The following is a 16876-nucleotide window of genomic DNA, read 5'->3' as shown; positions in this document are numbered from 1 at the left end:
GGGCGGGGGGGGGGGGGGGGGGGGGGGGGTTTTTCCCCCGCGGGGGGGGGGGGGGCCCCCCCCCCCGGCCCCCCCCCCCACGCCCGGTCCGGGCACCGCGCCTCCCGGCACCCCCACGCCGCACCGGCAGCACGTGCGCCGCCGCGACTGCCACCCCACCCCCGCGCGGAGCCGGCCATCCGGCGTCGGCTAGGAACGGTGCATGCCCCGCTACCTGCTGTTTCCCGGCCGACATCACCTGCTGACCCGGTTCCAGGCCGACTATCTGCACCGGCTCGCCACCGGCGGTCACCACGACGCTGCCGACGGCGACCACGCCGGTGCCGACGCCGGGCCGGCCGGCACCGGCGGCCGGGTCACCGACGACGAGGCCACCGTGGTCTGGGCGGTCACCTCGGCCAACCACGAGAACACCCGCCGCAACCCGGTCCCCTACCACCGGCGGGAGGCGGCGATCGAACGGTTCAGCGTGCTGGCCGGGCTGCGGTCGGTGGTGGTGCCGGTCTTCGACACCGCCGAGACCGACCGGTTCGCCGAGGTGACCCTCAAGAACGTGGCGGCCACCGCCGGCCTGGAGCTGACCCCGGAGAACACCGTGGTCGCCTGCTCGACGCCGCAGGTCGCCGCCATGTACGCCCGGTTGGGGTTCCCGCTCGCCGGGGTGGAGGCCGACGTCGACCCCACCCCCGCCCGGCCCTGGGACGTGCTGTTGCGGCTGGCCGCCGACGACCCGTCGTGGCGGGAGCTGGCCCACCCCGCCACCCTCGACGTCTACGCCCGCTACCGGCTCGACGACCTGGTCCGTTCGGTCGTCAACGATCCGGTGGTCGGGGACGAGGGCGGGCTGACCGCCACCCGCGACTACCGGACGTACGCCGAGGCGTTCGCCGACGCGGCGCAGCGCAAGTGGGCGGCGGTGCGCGAGCACGTGCGGCCCGGCCGGATCGTCGACGTCGGCTGCGGCGCGGGCGCGGTGCTGGAGCTGGCCGACCGGGAGCCGACGCTGCGGGAGAGCGACCTGATCGGGGTCGAGGTGGCCCGCCACCTGTACGAGGAGTGCGTGCACAAGAAGGCACAGGGCTTCTTCGCCAACCCGAACGTCTTCTTCTACCGCCGCAACGTGCTCGGCGGGGCGGTGTTCGCGCCCCGCTCGGTGGACACCACGATGACCTTCGCGCTGACCCACGAGATCTGGTCGTACGGCGATCGGATGGCGTCGCTGCGCCGGTTCGTGCAGGCCATCTACGACCACACGGTGCCCGGCGGGGTGTGGATCAACAGCGACGTCTGCGGGCCGGACGGCCGGGACCGGACGGTACGGCTGCGGCTGTCGACCACCGACGGGGCGAACCCGGCCCGGCCCCGTGCGGATCTGGCGTCACTGCCGGCCGACCAGGTGGCCGCGCATCTCGCCGGGCTGTCCACGCGGGCCCGGCTGGACCAGTTCGCCGTCGACTACCGGTTCCCGTTCGGATTCCGCCCGGTCGACGACGGCACCGGCGCGGTGGTCGAGCTGCCGCTCGGCGCGGCGATGGACTTCCTCACCCGCAAGGACTACACCGACAACTGGCTGTCCGAGACGCAGGAGGAGTTCTGCGGGCTGGAGTGGGCCGACTGGAAGGCCCTGCTGGCCGACGTGGGCTTCGAGGTCGACCCGGCCAGCGGCCCGTACCGCAACGACTGGATCGTCACCCACCGGCTCGCGCCGACCGCGGCGCTGTCGACGGTGGACGGGGCGACGCTGGACTGGCCGGTGACGCACGTGCTGCTGGTCGCCCGCCGGCCGGTCAACACCTGACCCGGCGGGAGGACGGAAGGCCGGGGACGGGAGGGATCCGCCCGCCCCCGGCACCGCCGTCAGGAGCCGGTCAGGACAGGAACTTGTCCAGCGCCGCCTCGATGGTGCCGCTGTCCGGGGCCGCGTACGCCTTCATCGTCGTCTTGTTGTACGAGATGAAGCTCGGGCACCGGGTCGCCGGGGCGTTGACGACCCCGCCGTCGCCGATCTTCTCCGCGGTCTTCGCGGCGTAGAAGGTCAGCTGGTAGCGCGAGGAGATGTACGAGACGCTGACGTTCTTGCCGTCGCTGGCCTTGTAGTCGCACTTCTTGGGCGCGCCCTCGCTGCCCGGGACCATCGACATGCAGCCGACCACCGACACGCTGGTGAAGTCCGCCGACTTGGCGTAGTACCGCTTGTCGGAGCCGACGATCTTCGACGACCAGAACGACGGCCGCTCCGGGTTGTTCGAGAAGACGTACGCCTTGGCGGTGGCCGGGCCGCTGTAGGTGGCCGCGTTGAGGATCGGGCTGCCGTCGCAGACCGACGACAGGTCGCTGGAGTAGCGGGCCGTCACGGCGTTGTTGTTGTTGTTCGGCTGCTCCGTGGGCGGGTCGGACGCCTGCGGAGTGGACGAGGGTTCCGTGCCGGAGCCCTGGTTGGCGGTCGCGCTCGGCGTCGGGGTCGGGTCGGGCTCGTCGTCGTTGCCGACCAGGGCGAGCCCGATGCCGGCGCCGCAGAGCGCGAGGATGAGGACCACCGCGCCGATGATGAGGCCGATGACCAGGCCCCGGTTCGACTTCTGCGGCGGCACGGGAACACCGAACTGCGGGGCCTGGCCGAACTGCGGGGCCTGACCGTACTGCGGGGCCTGGCCGTACTGCGGGGCCTGGCCAGGCTGGCCGTACGCCGGGTAGCCGGCGGGCGGTGCCGGCGGCCCGCTCCACGGGGTGACGTTCGGATCCGGCTGTTCTCCGTACGGAGGGTGACTGTTGCTCATCTGAAGCCCTTATCGCTGTCGACGGTACCCAGGCACTGGATCATCGGTCAGGGTAGTGAGCGGCACAAACCGAGGCGCTGGTTGTCGGGTGACAACCAACGTCGGTCGACCACACGGGGTGAGGCGGAGTGACGCTGTGTATCTGTCACTGTTCCGTCGGCAGGAACGTCAGCACCAAAACGAGAGCTCCGGACGCCGAATGTGGGGCACGGAAAAGGGATTCGGCCCGGAACGTGCCTTCCGTGCCCGCCACTGCGAGAACGGTTCACAATGTGACGTAGATCATTGCCGCACATCCCGATGATCGGCAACCGTCGGCGGCCCGGCCGGCTCCTCCCCCCGGCGCAGCACCTCCGCGGCGGTCCGGACCACGGCCCGGTCCAGCAGCCGGCCGGCTGCGTCCGTGGCCACCCCCGACCCGTCCCGACCAGCCCGTTCCCACGCGTCGAGCACCGCTCTGGCCGCGGCAACCTCAGCCGCCGTCGGGGTGAACATCGCGTTGATCGTCGCGAGCTGACCCGGGTGGACGGCGCTGCGGGCCCGGAACCCCTGCCGCAGCAGGATGCCGGTGGTGCGTTCCAGCAGCTGCGGATCACGCAGCGCCGTCTCCACCGGGCCGACCGGCGCGACGATCCCCACCGCCGCCGAGGCCACCACCACCTGCGACCGGATCGGCGCGAACTCGGCCCGGTCCGGCCCCGGTTGCAGGCCCAGTTCCCCGGCCAGGTCCGCCTCGCCGAGCCCCAGCCGCAGCACCCGGGGCGCGGCCGCGACCTGCGCGACGGTCAGCACGCCACGGGCGGTCTCGACCAGGGCCACCACACCGAAGGTGCGCTCGGCCAGCCCGAGTCGACGTTCCGCCGCGCCGAGCGCCCGGTCCACCTCGTGCAGCAGCTCCGGCTCCGCTTTGGGCACCCACACGCCGGCCGCCGCCGCCGACAGCACCGCCACGTCCGCCTCGACCTGGTCGCTGTTGATCCGGACCCACCGCTGCCCGGGGTCGGTCACGTCGGCGAGCGCGTCGGCCACCGTGCGGCGGGCCTGTTCCTTGTGGGCAGGGGTGACGGCGTCCTCCAGGTCCAGCACGAGGGCGTCCGCCCCCCGACCCGGGGCCTTGCCGATGAGGTCCGCCCGGTCACCCGGGACGTACAGGTAGCTACGCGCGACAGGCTGCACCACGCCTCCTACCGCGCGGTCCGGGCCACGTAGCGGCCCTGCGGGTCACCGGTTACCTTGCCGTCGACCAGGACGTGCGCGCCCCGCACGAAGGTGTCGGTGACCCGGGCGGTCAGGTCGAACCCCTCGAACGGGGTGTACTCCTGGGTGGACTCGGAGTCCTCGGCGCGGACCGTCCAGGCGCTGTCCGGATCGACCAGGCACAGGTCGGCGTCGTACCCCTCGGCGATCGCGCCCTTGCCGGCCAGGCCGAACCGTCGGGCCGGGTTCCACGAGGTCAGCGCCGCCACCCGGGACAGCGGCAGGCCGCGCCGCCGGCCCTCGGTCACCAGACCCGGCAGCAGGTACTCGGCCCCACCGAAGCCCGACTTGGCCAGGAAGATGTCGTCGCGCGGCTGGCCGAACTTGACCTCGTCCTTGCAGCAGGCGTGGTCGCTGACCACCCAGTCGACCCGACCGGCGAGCAGGTGTGCCCAGAGCGCCTCGACGTCCTCGCGGGGACGCAGCGGCGGGTTCACCTTGCCGCCGAGGCCGTGCGCGGTGGTGATGTCGGCCAGCAGGTGCCCGATGGTGACCTCCCGGCGGAAGTCGATGTGCGGGAACGCCTCGGCCATCCGCAACGCGGCGTCGAGCGCCTTGGCCGAGGACAGGTGCAGCAGGTTGACGTTCGGCAGCCCGGTCTCGTGGGCCAGGTACGAGGCGATCGAGACCGCCAGCCCCTCGGAGTGCGGCGGCCGGGAGGCGTGGTACGCCTCCAGCCCGGTCAGCCGGCCCTCCTGCTCCACCTGCCGGGTGTAGGCGCTCATGATCTCGGCGGTCTCGCAGTGCAACGACAGCGAGATCTGCGCCGCCAGGTCGGGGAAGCGTTCCCGGGCGGCCTGCACGCCGCGCATCACGAACTCGAAGTGCGCGTAGTCGTACCGCTCGTCGTCGGGGATCATCAGGAAGGAGTTCTGGTCGGCCGAGCGACCGTGCAGGCCGTGCCCGCCGTAGAACATGAAGATCTTGAAGGAGGTCACCCCGAACCGCTCGACCAACTCCGGGATCTCCCCGATGTGCTCGCGCATCATCGGGGCGAGATGGAAGCCGTAGTCGATGTGCGACCGGCCCTCGCAGGCGGCCAGCACCTCCGGGAAGAAGTCCGCGTACCGGCCACCACGGTTGAGGTAGTACTGCCCGGTGCGCATGTACGTCAGCGCCGTGGTGACGCCACCCTGGGCCGATGCCCGGCTCTCCGAGGCGGTGTCCTCCCCCAGCGGATTGTAGATGCCCCAGTGCTGGTGGGCGTCGACGACACCGGGAAAGGCCAGCCGGCCCTGCCCGTCGAGCACGGTGGCGGCCTCCCGCGCCTCGATCCCCGGGGCGACCCGGCTGATCCGGCCGTCGGTGATCGCCACGTCCACCGGCTCGGCGTCGGGCCGGTCGTGCCGGACCACCCGGACGTCGCGCAGCACCAGGTCGTAGGTGCTCATGCTCTCACGCCTCGGGGTGTGTCGTGGGTGGCCACCGCGGTGGCCGCTGCCGGTCCGGCCGCCGCGAGCAGCCCGGTCAGCCGCCGGACGTCCGGGGCCCGGTCCAACCGGCCGATCTCCTGTTCGACCGCCGCGGCGACCTCCTCGGGCAGCCGGCCGGCGACGTTGTGCCGGAACTTCACCGCCAGCTCCGCGCGGGTCAGGGGGCGTTGCGGCCCGCCCCGGTTGGTCAGCACCTCCTCGGTCCACTCCCGCCCGTCGCGGGTGACCACCCGCAGGACGGCCGGGAACTGGTACGGGAAGATCCGGTCGCAGCGCGCGTCGGGCACCACCTCCACCCGGTCCATCACCGCCCGGCGGGACTCCTCGACCGCGAGGGCGTCGGTGAAGTCGTCCGGGCCGACGCCCAGCACGCCACCGCCGTGCAGCCCCGCAGCCACCGCGTACGGGCCGCTGAACTGCGCCTCGTAGCCGGTGGCGGGACGACGCTTGCGGTCGATGGGCTGACCGATCGTGCGGATCACCGGGGTGGGCACCCCGAGGGTCACCTGCGCCACGTCCTGCGGGGTCACCCCCCGCGCCCGCAGGGCCAGGGCGGCGTCGATGGCCGCGTGGGTGAAGTGGTTCGCCGGGTACGGCTTGAAGAAGATGTCCGGCACCGCCCAGTCGACGCCCAACCCACGGACGATCTCCGCCGGGTCGTACTCGCCGCGCAGGAACGCCTCGAAGAAGCCGAAGCGCCCCTCCAGCACCGTCGGTGGGCCGGTGATTCCGTGCCGGGCCAGGCTGGCGGCGGTGACCGCCGAGTGGGCGGCCCACCCGCAGTGGATCCGCTTGACCGTGCCGCCGGTGCGGTTGGCCTCGATCAGGCCGGCGGCCATCGAGGCGGCCACCCCGAGCGCGTCGAGGGTCCGGTCGCCGTCCAGCCCGAACAGCCGGGCGGCGGCCACCGCGCCACCGAGGGTGCCGCAGATCGAGGTGGCGTGCTGACCGTGTTCGAAGAAGACCGAGTTGCCGGCGTCCCGGTCGTAACCGGCCATCCCGAGCCGGACGCAGACCTCCAGGCCGACGGCGATGGCGGCGACCGTCTCCGCGCCGGAGGCGCCGGTGAGTTCGGCGGCGGCCAGCGCGGCGGGCACCACCGACGCGCTCGGGTGCAGCACCGACGGCAGGTGGGTGTCGTCGTAGTCGAGGGAGTGCGCCAGCACCCCGTTGGCGAAGGCGGCCAGCGGGGCCGGCACCGGGGTGGGCAGTCCGATCGCCGTCGCCCGGCCCAGGCCGCCCTGCTCCCGGACGTACTCCAGGGCGGCCCGGCTGGTCGGCAGGTCGACCGCGGCCACGCAGAGGCCGACGACGTCGAGCACCCGGTTGCGGACGCTGTCGACCACCTCGGCGGGGAGGGCGGCGGCGGGGGTTCCGGCGGCGAAGACGGCTAGCTGCCGCCCGAGGGTCGACTCAGGCACGGCCGACCACCGCCAGCGGCCGGACCGGGGAGCCGGTGGCGCCGTAGAGGGCGAGCGGGGCCATCATGAAGGTGAACTCGTGGACCCCGTCGCGGGCGATCTCCTCCAGCGCCATCGTCTCGATCAGATAGATGCCGTGCTCGACCAGCAGCACCCGGTGCGCCGGCAGTGCGCTGTGCCCCTGGCCGGGGCGCAGGCACTCGAAGGCGATGGTGTCCGCGCCGGCGGCGTGCACCCCCGCGGCGGCCAGCCACTGCGCGCCCGCCGTGCTGATGCCCGGTACGCCCGACTCCCGGCCGACGTACCGGCCGGGGTCCTCGTCGTCGAAGTGCCGACCCCAGCCGCTGCGGATCAGCACCACGTCGCCCGCCTGCACCGGGGTTCCCTGGCGGCGTACGGCGGCGTCGAGGTCGGCCGGGGTGATCTCGTAGCCGGGCGGGCAGTCCGGCAGGTCGAGCGCGGCGGGGACGTCGAGCAGGACACCCCGGCGCACCATCGGCGCGACCGTGTGCACACCCAGCTCGGTGAACCGCCCACCGGCCTGGGCGGCGGCGGCGTCCGCGCCGCCGTGCAGCCGGCCGTCGTGGGAGACGTGGGCCAGCGCGTCGACGTGGGTGCCGACGTGGGTCCCCATCACCAGCAGGTCGTTGGCGGCGGACCCACCGTCGGCGCGGACCATGTCACCGTGCCGGCGGGGCATGCTGAGCCAGAACGGCGGATGGTTCGGCGACTGCGGCATGCCGATCGAGAGCTGCCGGCCGAGGTCGTAGATCGCTACGCCGGCGCGGACGGCGTCGAGCAGCCGGTCGGCGTGTCGGGCGGTGGTCGTCACGGTTCCTCACGTTTCAGCGGGTTACGGCCACACCGTCAGGCGACGATGTGGCGGGCTCGGAGGTCGGCGAGTTCGGCCGGATCGCAGCCGCACTCGTCGACCAGCAGGGAGTCGGTGTCCGCGCCGAGGGCGCGGCCGGTGAAGCGGACCCGTCCCGGGGTGCCGGACATCCGCCACATCACGTTGTGCATCCGCATCGGCCCGAGGTCGGGATCGTCCACGGTGGTCAGCATCTCGGTGGCTCGAACGTGCGGGTCCTCGACGATGTCCCGGGCGTCGTAGACCGGGGCGACGGCGGCGCCGGCCTCGGTGAACGCCCGGGTGACCTGGGCGCGGGTCCGCGCAGCGATCCACCCGCCGACGTGGGCGTCGAGTTCGTCGGCGTGCCCGGCCCGGCCGGCCCCGGTGCGGAACCACGGTTCGTCGATCACCTCGGGGTGCCCGACCAGCCGCAGCACCCGTTCGGCGATCGCCTGGGCGCTCGTCGACACGGCCACCCACGCGCCGTCACTGGTGCGGTACGTGTTGCGGGGCGCGTTGTTGACCGACCGGTTGCCGTTGCGCTGCTCGACGATCCCGAGCTGGTCGTAGACGGTGGGGCCGGGGCCGACGGCGGTCATGATGGGCTCCAGCAGGCTCATGTCGATCACCTGCCCCGCGCCGCCGGTGCGGTCCCGGTGCCACAGCGCCATCATCACCGCCGAGGAGGCGGCGATCCCGCAGATGCTGTCGGCCAGCCCGAATGCCGGCAGCGAGGGTGGGCCGTCGGCGGCGCCGGTGAGGTGGGCGAAACCGCTCATCGCCTCGGCGAGGGTGCCGAAACCGGCCCGCCCGGCGTACGGGCCGATCTGCCCGAACCCGGTGATCCGGGCGATCACCAGGCCCGGGTTGACCCGGTGCAGCTCCTGCGGGCCGACCCCCCAGCGTTCCAACGTGCCGGGGCGGAAGTTCTCCACCAGCACGTCCGCCCGGGCGGCCAGCCGCAGCAGCAGGGCGGCACCCTCCGGGGCGGACAGGCTCAACCCGACGGTGCGCTTGTTGCGGGAGATCTCCTTCCACCACAGCGGATGGCCGTCGCGGGACTTGCCGTGCCCGCGCATGCTGTCACCGGCGGTCGGATGCTCGATCTTGATCACCTCGGCACCGAAGTCACCGAGGATCTGGCAGCACAGCGGACCGGCCAGGATCGTCGACACGTCCAGCACCCGCAGGCCGGTCAGCGGCCCGTCACCGGGTGGGGCCGCACCGGGCCGGTCGGCGGCGGACCGGGTCGGGTCGGGTCGGTCGTCGGTCGTCGTCATGACGTCCCCTCTCCCCCGCCGGAGCGCGGCATCGGCGGCCGGAAGCCGAGTTCGGCGGAGATCTCACCGGCGGCGGCGGCCACGAGCGCACCGTGCGCGGCGCAGACCTGCGGGGTGAACCGGTCCTGCGGCCCGCACAGCGAGATGGAGCCGAAGACCTGACCGGTGCCGTACCGGACGGCGGCGGCGACACTGCCGGCCCCGTTCTGCCGCTCGCCCAGGCTCACCGCGTACCCCTGCCGGCGGATCCGGGCGAGTTCGGCCCGCAGCAGGTCCGGGTCGGTGATCGTCGACGGGGTGACCCGGTCCAGCGGCTGCCCGAGGTACTCGTCCAACTCGACCGCCGGCAGCGCGGCCAGGATCGCCTTCGACGACGACCCCGAGTGCAGCGGGTGGCTGGTGCCGAGGGAGACCGACATGCGCACCTCGTGCGGGGAGAGCACCTGGTCGATGTAGACCCTGATCCAGCCCTGCCGCACCGACAGGGTGGCGGTCTCCCCGGTGCCCCGGACCAGCCGGACCAGGTACCGCCGGGCGATCTCCGGCACGTCCAGCGCCCGCAGCGCCGCCAGGCCCACCGCGAGCGCCCCGGTGCCCAGCCGGTAGCGCTTCGTCTCCTCGTTGAAGCTGAGGAAGTCGTCGGCCACCAGCTCCTTGAGGATGCGGTACGCGACCGCCTTCGGCAGCCCCAGCTCCCGGGCGATGGTCGACACGCCGAGGGTCTCCGGCGCCCGGCCGGCGATGATGTTGATGACGTCGAGCGCCCGCCCGAGACCGGAGCGGACCGGTCTGTCGTCCCGGGCGATGACGGGGGTGGTGGTCATGTCAGTCCTCACTGTCGACGTACGCGGGGTGGGCAGGGACCGCCGCTCACGGTGGCGTCACGGGGGTGCCCGGCGGCAATCCTCGCAACTGTCGATGTCGTTCCACCGCCACCACGAGCGCCACCGAGGCGAGCACGACGACGCCGGCGAGCGCCTGCCGGCCGGTCAGCCGCTCGTCGAGCACCACCATGCCGAGCAGGACCGCGATCACCGGGTTCACGTAGGCGTACGTGGCGACCAGTTGCAGCGGGGCACGGCGCAGCAGCCAGGTGTAGACGGTGAAACCGACGACGGTGCAGACCAGCATCAGGTACAGCCAGGCCAGCCAGGACCGGGTGGTCACCTCGGCGGGGCGCAGGTCGTGCCACTCGCCGGCGAACAGGCCGGCGACCGCCACGCAGGCGCCGCCGACCAGCATCTGCCACCCGGTGCCGACCAGGTGGTCGGCCGGCACGGCCAGCCGCTGGGTCAGCGTGGAGCCGAGCGCCCACACCACGGTCGACGCCACGATCGTCGCCATACCCGCCAGGTGCAACCCCTGGCCGGGGGCGGCGACCAGCAGCAACGCCAGCCCGGCCAGTCCACCCAGGACCCCGGCCACCGCCGCCGGCCGGGGGCGTTGACCGGAGCCGAGCCGGATCAGCAGCACCCACAGCGGCATGGCGGCGACCAGCAGGGAGGACAGTCCGGAGGCGACGTACTGCTGACCGACGGCAAGCAGGGCACTGCCCGCGCCGACCATCAGGACTCCCCCGGCGGCGACCCCCGGCCACTGGGCCCGGGGCAGCCGCAGCCGGCCCGGCCCACGCCGGACCGCCACCACCGTGCACACCAGCACCCCGGCGGCCAGGAACCGGCCGGCGGTGGACACCATTGGCGACAGGCTCTCCAGGGTGATCCGGTTGCCGAGGTAGGTGGAGCCCCACAGCAGGTAGACCGCGCCCAGACCGGCAGCCGTGGCGGCGGGCTCACCCGGACGGCCGGGTGCCGCCGGTGGCCGGGCGGCCACGACGGTCGCCCGGTCAGCGCCGGCCATCGGCCCGGACCCCCGTCCGTGGGTCGGCCCACGGGGTGTAGGTGCACACGGGCCGCCGGCCGGTCACGGGGTCGCCACCTCGACGTCGAGCTGCCCGGCGACCGCGTCGGCGAACGCCTCGGGCTGCTCGTCGGCGACGAAGTCGGTGCCACCGGGGATCGTGACCAGCGGCGCGTGCGGCAGGGCGGCGCGCACCACCGGGGTCATCCGGTCGACCAGGTCGTCGGCCCCGTGCAGGAGCACGGTGGGCACCGCCGCCAGGGCGGCGGTGTCGAGGGTGTGGTCGAAGACCGCCCGGTAGGCGGTGGCGTAGTCCGGCCCGGTCATCAGGTACTCGGCGACCTGCCGGTCCGCCTCGTCGGGCGTGAGCCGGGGATAGAGGCCGTACACCCGGTCCCAGATCACCCGCAGGTGCGACCCGTCCCGGTGCGGCTGGTAGCCGGGGGCGTAGGTCGCCTTCTTCTCGGCCCGCTCGGCCGGATCGTAGAGCGGCAGGCCCTGCAGGATCAGCCGACCGACCCGGTGCGGGGCCCGCAACGCCGCCTCGGCACCGATGGTCGCCCCGGTGTGCTGTCCGAGCAGGTGCACCCGGTCCAGCCCGAGGGAGTCGGCGGTCTGCCACAGCGCGGTGGCGTACTCGGGGATCGACCACGGGTGCGGTGGCGGGTCGGACATCCCGAAGCCGGGGGTGTCCACCGCGACGACGTGCAGGCCACGGGCGGCCAGTGGGGCCAGGGCCGCGTCGTAGGTGGCCGACGACAGCGGCGACTGGTGCACGATCAGCAGGGTCGGCCGGGCGGGCGGGCCGGCCTCGCGGTAGTGGACCTGACCCCAGGGCAGGTCGACGTAGCCCCGACGGGCGGTGCCACGGACCCGGCTCACCGGGTCACCGCCAGGGCGGCCATGACCTCGACGACGTGCTTGATGCCGGCCCGGTAGTCGTCGAGCCGGATGTTCTCGTTTGGCCCGTCCACCCCGGAGTCGGCCCGGGACACGCCGACGCCGACGATGGGCCGACCGGCCAGGGTGCCCTGGTTGCCGATCCACTGGGTGTACGGCTCGATCACCGGTTCGGTCCGGTAGACCCGCCGGGCCGCGTCGGCCACCAGGGCGACGAACGGGTCCCGGTGGTCGGTCATGTTCGGCCGGCTGGTCGCCATCACCTCGACGTCCAGATCCCCGAAACCGGTCGCCTCCAGGTGGTCGCAGACCGCGGCCAGCACCCGCTGCGGGTCCTGACCGGGGACCAGCCGGATCTCCACCTTCGCCGTGGCGGTCGACGGGATGCCCAGGGTGACGTCGTCACGCATGTCACCGCCGGAGATCCCGGCCACCGTGAGCGTGGGGACGGTACGGATCGCCACCGCCGCCTGCCGGTCGTCGAGGCCACCGGCGAAGCTGGTGACCCCGGCCCGGCGGCGCAGGTAGTCCCCGTCGAACTCCACCTCGGCGAGCAGTTCCCGCTCCCGGTCGGTCAGCGGGCGGACGTCGTCGGCGAAGCCGGGGACGGTGACCGTGCCGTCGGGGCGTTGCAACCGGGCCAGGGCGGCGGCCAGCCGGGCGGTGGCCGCCGGCAGTAGCGCGGTGTTCTGGCTGGTCAGGTCGCGGGGCAGGGTGCGGGCGGTGAGCCGCAGGTAGAGCACGCCCTTCTCGGCCAGTTTGAGCAGCGGGCGGTCCTGCCCGTCCACCCAGGAGTTCTCCCACAGCGCGCCGTCGCTGGTCAGCCGGTCGGCGTGGGCGTCGACGAACGAGCCGAGGCCGGGGCTGTGCAGCCACTTCTTGCCCTCAAAGATGAACCGGCTGGTGACCGGGGCGGGCAGGCCGGCCAGCCGCCAGGCGGCCACCGCGTGGATGCGGGACATCAGGGCGCCCTTGTCGTCGGCCACCCCCCGGGCGTACAGCCGGCCGTCGTGGATCTCGGCGGCGTACGGCGGGCTGATCCAGTCGGCGTCGTCACCGGCCGGCTCCACCTCGACGTCGTAGTGGGTGAAGTGCAGCAGCGCCCGCTCCCCGCCGCCGGGCATCTCGGCCAGTACGTACGGGTAGGAGTGCTCCCAGTCGACGAGGTCGGCGTGGCCGCCCCAGCGGCGTACCGAGTCGGCGATGAACTCCGCCGTGGCGAGCATCTGGTCCGGTTCCTGTCGACGGCTGCGGATCCGGCAGAGCTGCTGGAGTTCGGCCACGAACTCGTCGAAGTGGGCGTCCACCGCCGCGAGCGCGGCTGCGGTGTCGGGGTGTGCCATGAGGGGTTCCTCCCACGGGGTGGTCCGGTCGGCGGTGCGGCTGCCGACCGTCAGTGGATGGTGACGCCGCCGTCGACGAAGAGCGTCTGGCCGGTGACCATGGCGGCGGCGTCACTGAGCAGGTAGGCGACCGCGTTGGCGACGTCGGCGGGCTCCGCCATCCGGCCCAGCGGGATGGTCGCCAGCTTGTCGGCGAGATAGCCGGCGTCGCCGCGTACGTCGGCGGTCATGTCGGTGGGCACGATGGTGGGGCCGACCGCGTTGACCCGGATCCGGTCGGGCGCCCACTCCAGTGCCAGCACCCGGGTCAGGTGCAGCACGCCGGCCTTGCTGACGCAGTAGCCGACGGTGTCGAGCACCGCGATGTGGCCGTTGGTGGAGCCGATGTTCACCACCGACCCGTGGGTGTCCCTCAGCGCCGGGTACGCGGCCTGGCAGACCCGGAACGTGCCGGTGAGGTTCACGTCGAGCACGGTGCTGAAGTCCTGCTCGCTCATCGTCGCGGCCGGCCCCCGCCGGACCACCCCGGCGTTGTTGACCAGCAGGTCGAGCCGGCCGTGCCGGTCGAGGACGTCGGCCACCAGGTCGACGCAGGACCGGCCCGACCGGACGTCCACCCGGTGCCGGCTGTGCGGCCCGTCGGGGGTGGGGGTGTCCCAGGTGTCGGCGACGTCGGCGTGCGCCACGGTCGCCCCCCGGGCGGCCAGGGTGGCGGCGATCCGCGCGCCGATGCCCCGGGCCGCCCCGGTGACCAGCGCCACCCGGCCGTCGAACCGGTTCGGGTCGTCCGTCGGGACGCTCATGCCCCGATCACCTTGGTGTCCTCGGCCCAGAACGCGAGCCGTCGTTGCAGCAGCCGGATGACGAAGTGCGCGACCAGGCCCATCAGCGACAGCACCACCAGCACGGCGAACATGCCGGCGATGTCGAAGTTGTAGTTGGTCTGCAACAGCAGGTAGCCCAGCCCCTCCTTGGCGCCGATGAACTCACCGACGACCGCGCCGAGGATGGCGAAGACGATGCCGATGTCGAGCCCGGCGAAGATGAACGGCAGCGCGCTCGGCAGCCGGACCATCCGGAAGATCTGCGACCGGCTCGCGCCGAACACGGTGAGCATCTGGATCCGGTCGGCGTCGGCGGCCCGCAGCCCCTCGATGACGTTGACCAGCATCGGGAAGAACGAGATGACCGCCGCCATCACCACCTTGCTCGTCAGGCCGAAGCCGAACCAGAGCACGAACAGCGGGGCGAGGGCGACCTTCGGCACGGTCTGGAACGCCACGATGTACGGCATCAGGGTGGCCTCGACGACCTTGATCTGGGAGATAAAGGTGCCGAGCAGGACCGCCGCGCCGACGCCGATGGCGAAGCCGAGCAGCGACTCCTGGGTGGTCACCCAGAAGTGCCCCCAGAACTGGTCGTCGGTGAGCTGCCGGTGCAGCGCCTCGGCGATCTGGGAGGGGTGGGGCAGCACGTACTCGTCGACGTCGAGCAGTTGGGTGCCGTACTCCCAGGCGAGCACAACCACGACGAAGACCGTCGGGACGAGCCACAGCTGGGGACGGTCCCGCAGGTCGAACCGCCGCCGGGCCGGCTGCTGGCCCGGCGGTGCGCCGGGGGACGGCTTGTCGCGCACATCTGTCGTTGCCATGGCGGCACCTCGTCAGTCGATCACGCCGGCGGCGTGGAAGTGGCGGCGGATCCGGTCCACGTAGACCCCGGCCCGGTCGGAGGACATCACGCCCAGGTCGCGCGGGCGGTCCAGGTCGATGGGCAGCACCTCGGCGATGCGCCCCGGGCGGGAACTGAGCACGACGACCCGGTCGGAGAGGAAGACCGCCTCGGGGATCGAGTGCGTCACCAACACCACCGTCTGGTTGCTCTCCCGCCAGATGCGTAGCAGCTCGACGTTCATGTACTCGCGGGTCATCGCGTCGAGCGCGCCGAACGGCTCGTCCATCAGCAGCACGGCCGGGTCGTGCACCAACGCCCGGCAGATGCCGGCCCGCTGCTGCATGCCGCCGCTGAGCTCGTGCGGGTACTTCCCCTCGAACCCGGTCAGGCCCACCATCTCCAGCAGTTCCTGGGCGCGTTGCCGGTGCCGGGCGGGATCCAGCTTCTGGATCTCCGCCGGCACCATGACGTTGTCGAAGATGGTGCGCCAGGGCAGCAGGGTGGGCGCCTGGAACACCATCCCGACCTCGCGGAGGGGTCTGACCACCTCGGTGCCGGCGATCCGTACCGTGCCGCCGGTCTTCGGGCTCAACCCGGCCAGGATCTTGAGCAGGGTGGTCTTGCCGCAACCCGACGGGCCGACGACCGAGATGAACTCGCCGCGCCGGACGGTCAGGTTGATGTCGCGCAGTGCCTGGGTGGGTGCCGACCGGCGGGGCTGGTACTGCTTGTCCAGGCCGGCCACCTCGATCCAGGAGTCCTCAGACACCGTGGCCGGCTGCTGCTCCCGGCGTCCCATCGCCTTGATGGCCATCGCGTTCCCTTCCGCGTCCGCCGCGCGCTACTGGGCGGGGTAGTTGGCGGCCTTGTCGAGCACCGCGGCCTTGTCGAACTGGTTTGCGCCGGAGAGCAGACCCGGCTCCCACACGTCGCCGAGGGGAACGTCACCGGTGATCTGGCCGGCCTCCTTGGTGTACGACTGGGTCTTGGTCCACTCCTGGTCGCTGATCGCGCCCCAGTCGCCGAACTGATCCGGGCTGCCGGACGCCGGGGTGGCGGTCTTCAGCCAGGCGGTGAGGCTCCTGGTGTCGGCGGGTAGCTGCGCCGCCGCGTCCTTACCGGCGAGGATCTGCGGGAACACCTTGTAGCCGATCCGCATGGCGGCCTCCGGGTTCTTCGCGGAGAAGAGCATCGCCTTGTAGGCCGCCCGCAGGAACCGGGTGTAGACGTCCCTGTTGTCGTCGAGCTTGCGGGCGCCGACGGCGAAGCTCAGCGACCGGATCCCGTCGAAGGCGTCGGGGTTGTCGAGGTACTTCAGCGTGGTGCCGGAGTTCTCGATCACCGCGTACGCCTGGGTGTAGAGCGCCAGCACGTCGACCTTGCCGTCCTTGAGCGCCGCGGCGGCCTGCGCACCGACCCCGACGGGCAGCAGCTCGACGTCCTTGGCCGGGTCGAGGCCGGCCGCCGCGACGTAGGCCCGGGCGTACGGGGCGGACCCGGACGCCAGGCTGATCACCCCGATCTTCTTGCCCTTGAGGTCGGCGCCGCCGGTGAGGGTGCTGTCCGGCTTGACCGCCATCACCCAGGGCCAGTTCTGCACCAGGCCGCCGATGGCCTTGACCGGGACGTTCTTCTGCACCGCGCCGAGGATGGAACCGGTGTCGGCGGCGGTGAGGTCACCACTTCCCGAGGCGACCGCCTGGAGCGCGGCGACCGAGCCGTCCGTGTTGATCGTCTCGACGGTCAGCTTCTCCTCGTCGAAGTAGCCCAGTTCCTTGGCCACCGCGTACACGGCGACCTCCTCCTTCGGGCCGATCACCGCCGAGGCGATGGCGAAGGTCAACTTCGCCGGTGCCCCCGCCTCGGTGCCCGACTCGTCACCGGAGCCCCCGCATCCGGCCAGCGTCACCGCGGCGACCAGCGCCGCCGGCAGCAAACCCCACTTGTGCTTCATGTCGATACCTCGTCCTCGTTCAGGGAAAGGGCTGGTCAGCCGCGCACAGCGGCGGCGGCCGGGACGGATCGGTGCTGGTGTGGGTGGGTCGCCCCGACGCCGCCACGGCGGGCGGGAGGCGGGG

General features: G+C 72.8%; 15 protein-coding genes. 1 reads left to right on the top strand and 14 read right to left on the bottom strand.

The genetic code is table 11. The features are described from left to right. The first annotated feature begins 202 nt into the window (after window positions 1-202). Window positions 203-1798, top strand: a complete 1596-nt coding sequence (locus tag ACOJTC_RS14885; protein ID WP_420117318.1) for a class I SAM-dependent methyltransferase — start codon at window positions 203-205, stop codon at window positions 1796-1798. A 70-nt stretch (window positions 1799-1868) separates the two neighbouring features. On the opposite strand, the gene ACOJTC_RS14880 is transcribed toward ACOJTC_RS14885, so the two are convergent. From ACOJTC_RS14880 to ACOJTC_RS14815, 14 genes are all read right to left on the bottom strand, one after another. Beyond that, window positions 1869-2777 (bottom strand): hypothetical protein, encoded by a 909-nt coding sequence (locus tag ACOJTC_RS14880; RefSeq protein WP_420117317.1) that lies wholly within the window; start codon window positions 2775-2777, stop codon window positions 1869-1871. A 282-nt stretch (window positions 2778-3059) separates the two neighbouring features. Beyond that, entirely contained in the window at window positions 3060-3953 is an 894-nt protein-coding gene (locus ACOJTC_RS14875; RefSeq protein WP_420117316.1) for an HpcH/HpaI aldolase/citrate lyase family protein, read from the bottom strand. Between the two features lie 8 nt (window positions 3954-3961). Beyond that, a complete protein-coding gene (locus ACOJTC_RS14870) occupies window positions 3962-5425 on the bottom strand; it encodes a dihydroorotase (RefSeq protein ID WP_420117315.1) in 1464 nt (487 codons plus the stop codon). After that, the gene (locus ACOJTC_RS14865; RefSeq protein ID WP_420117314.1) at window positions 5422-6888 is read right to left on the bottom strand and encodes an MmgE/PrpD family protein; all 1467 of its coding nucleotides are present in this window, start codon (window positions 6886-6888) and stop codon (window positions 5422-5424) included. Before ACOJTC_RS14865 ends, ACOJTC_RS14870 begins: the two co-directional genes overlap by 4 nt. Next, on the bottom strand, window positions 6881-7720 hold the full coding sequence (locus tag ACOJTC_RS14860) for a cyclase family protein (RefSeq protein WP_420117313.1): 840 nt from the start codon (window positions 7718-7720) through the stop codon (window positions 6881-6883). The genes ACOJTC_RS14865 and ACOJTC_RS14860 overlap by 8 nt, the downstream gene beginning before the upstream one ends. 35 nt (window positions 7721-7755) lie before the next feature. Further along, on the bottom strand, window positions 7756-9021 hold the full coding sequence (locus ACOJTC_RS14855) for a CaiB/BaiF CoA transferase family protein (RefSeq protein WP_420117312.1): 1266 nt from the start codon (window positions 9019-9021) through the stop codon (window positions 7756-7758). Then, complete coding sequence (locus tag ACOJTC_RS14850) at window positions 9018-9845, bottom strand: IclR family transcriptional regulator (RefSeq protein ID WP_357017171.1); 828 nt, start codon at window positions 9843-9845, stop codon at window positions 9018-9020. The genes ACOJTC_RS14855 and ACOJTC_RS14850 overlap by 4 nt, the downstream gene beginning before the upstream one ends. Window positions 9846-9891: 46 nt before the next feature. Then, entirely contained in the window at window positions 9892-10881 is a 990-nt protein-coding gene (locus tag ACOJTC_RS14845) for an EamA family transporter (protein WP_420117311.1), read from the bottom strand. A gap of 63 nt (window positions 10882-10944) precedes the next feature. After that, entirely contained in the window at window positions 10945-11763 is an 819-nt protein-coding gene (locus ACOJTC_RS14840) for an alpha/beta fold hydrolase (protein ID WP_420117310.1), read from the bottom strand. After that, window positions 11760-13124 (bottom strand): M20/M25/M40 family metallo-hydrolase, encoded by a 1365-nt coding sequence (locus ACOJTC_RS14835; protein ID WP_420117309.1) that lies wholly within the window; start codon window positions 13122-13124, stop codon window positions 11760-11762. Before ACOJTC_RS14835 ends, ACOJTC_RS14840 begins: the two co-directional genes overlap by 4 nt. A 50-nt stretch (window positions 13125-13174) precedes the next feature. Continuing rightward, window positions 13175-13927 (bottom strand): SDR family NAD(P)-dependent oxidoreductase, encoded by a 753-nt coding sequence (locus tag ACOJTC_RS14830; protein WP_420117308.1) that lies wholly within the window; start codon window positions 13925-13927, stop codon window positions 13175-13177. Beyond that, window positions 13924-14775 carry an ABC transporter permease gene (locus tag ACOJTC_RS14825; protein WP_420117307.1) on the bottom strand — a complete coding sequence of 284 codons (852 nt, stop codon included), beginning with the start codon at window positions 14773-14775 and terminating at the stop codon, window positions 13924-13926. Before ACOJTC_RS14825 ends, ACOJTC_RS14830 begins: the two co-directional genes overlap by 4 nt. 12 nt (window positions 14776-14787) lie before the next feature. Continuing rightward, window positions 14788-15612 (bottom strand): ABC transporter ATP-binding protein, encoded by an 825-nt coding sequence (locus ACOJTC_RS14820; RefSeq protein ID WP_420117306.1) that lies wholly within the window; start codon window positions 15610-15612, stop codon window positions 14788-14790. 27 nt (window positions 15613-15639) lie between these two features. Continuing rightward, window positions 15640-16752, bottom strand: a complete 1113-nt coding sequence (locus ACOJTC_RS14815; protein ID WP_420117305.1) for an ABC transporter substrate-binding protein — start codon at window positions 16750-16752, stop codon at window positions 15640-15642. Window positions 16753-16876 lie beyond the last annotated feature (124 nt).

It is taken from the genome of Micromonospora sp. (assembly GCF_048594385.1).
GTDB lineage: Bacteria > Actinomycetota > Actinomycetes > Mycobacteriales > Micromonosporaceae > Micromonospora > Micromonospora wenchangensis.
Note: the sequence above shows the minus strand (reverse complement) of the source record. Positions and strands in the feature narration are given on the sequence as shown.

What these genes read in the sequence shown, in the direction of transcription:
- ACOJTC_RS14870 (WP_420117315.1), bottom strand. Translation starts at nt 5,425, where the DNA reads ATGAGCACCTACGACCTGGTGCTGCGCGACGTCCGGGTGGTCCGGCAC.
- ACOJTC_RS14815 (WP_420117305.1), bottom strand. Translation starts at nt 16,752, where the DNA reads ATGAAGCACAAGTGGGGTTTGCTGCCGGCGGCGCTGGTCGCCGCGGTG.
- ACOJTC_RS14845 (WP_420117311.1), bottom strand. Translation starts at nt 10,881, where the DNA reads ATGGCCGGCGCTGACCGGGCGACCGTCGTGGCCGCCCGGCCACCGGCG.
- ACOJTC_RS14835 (WP_420117309.1), bottom strand. Translation starts at nt 13,124, where the DNA reads ATGGCACACCCCGACACCGCAGCCGCGCTCGCGGCGGTGGACGCCCAC.
- ACOJTC_RS14850 (WP_357017171.1), bottom strand. Translation starts at nt 9,845, where the DNA reads ATGACCACCACCCCCGTCATCGCCCGGGACGACAGACCGGTCCGCTCC.
- ACOJTC_RS14830 (WP_420117308.1), bottom strand. Translation starts at nt 13,927, where the DNA reads ATGAGCGTCCCGACGGACGACCCGAACCGGTTCGACGGCCGGGTGGCG.
- ACOJTC_RS14825 (WP_420117307.1), bottom strand. Translation starts at nt 14,775, where the DNA reads ATGGCAACGACAGATGTGCGCGACAAGCCGTCCCCCGGCGCACCGCCG.
- ACOJTC_RS14820 (WP_420117306.1), bottom strand. Translation starts at nt 15,612, where the DNA reads ATGGCCATCAAGGCGATGGGACGCCGGGAGCAGCAGCCGGCCACGGTG.
- ACOJTC_RS14885 (WP_420117318.1), top strand. Translation starts at nt 203, where the DNA reads ATGCCCCGCTACCTGCTGTTTCCCGGCCGACATCACCTGCTGACCCGG.
- ACOJTC_RS14880 (WP_420117317.1), bottom strand. Translation starts at nt 2,777, where the DNA reads ATGAGCAACAGTCACCCTCCGTACGGAGAACAGCCGGATCCGAACGTC.
- ACOJTC_RS14855 (WP_420117312.1), bottom strand. Translation starts at nt 9,021, where the DNA reads ATGACGACGACCGACGACCGACCCGACCCGACCCGGTCCGCCGCCGAC.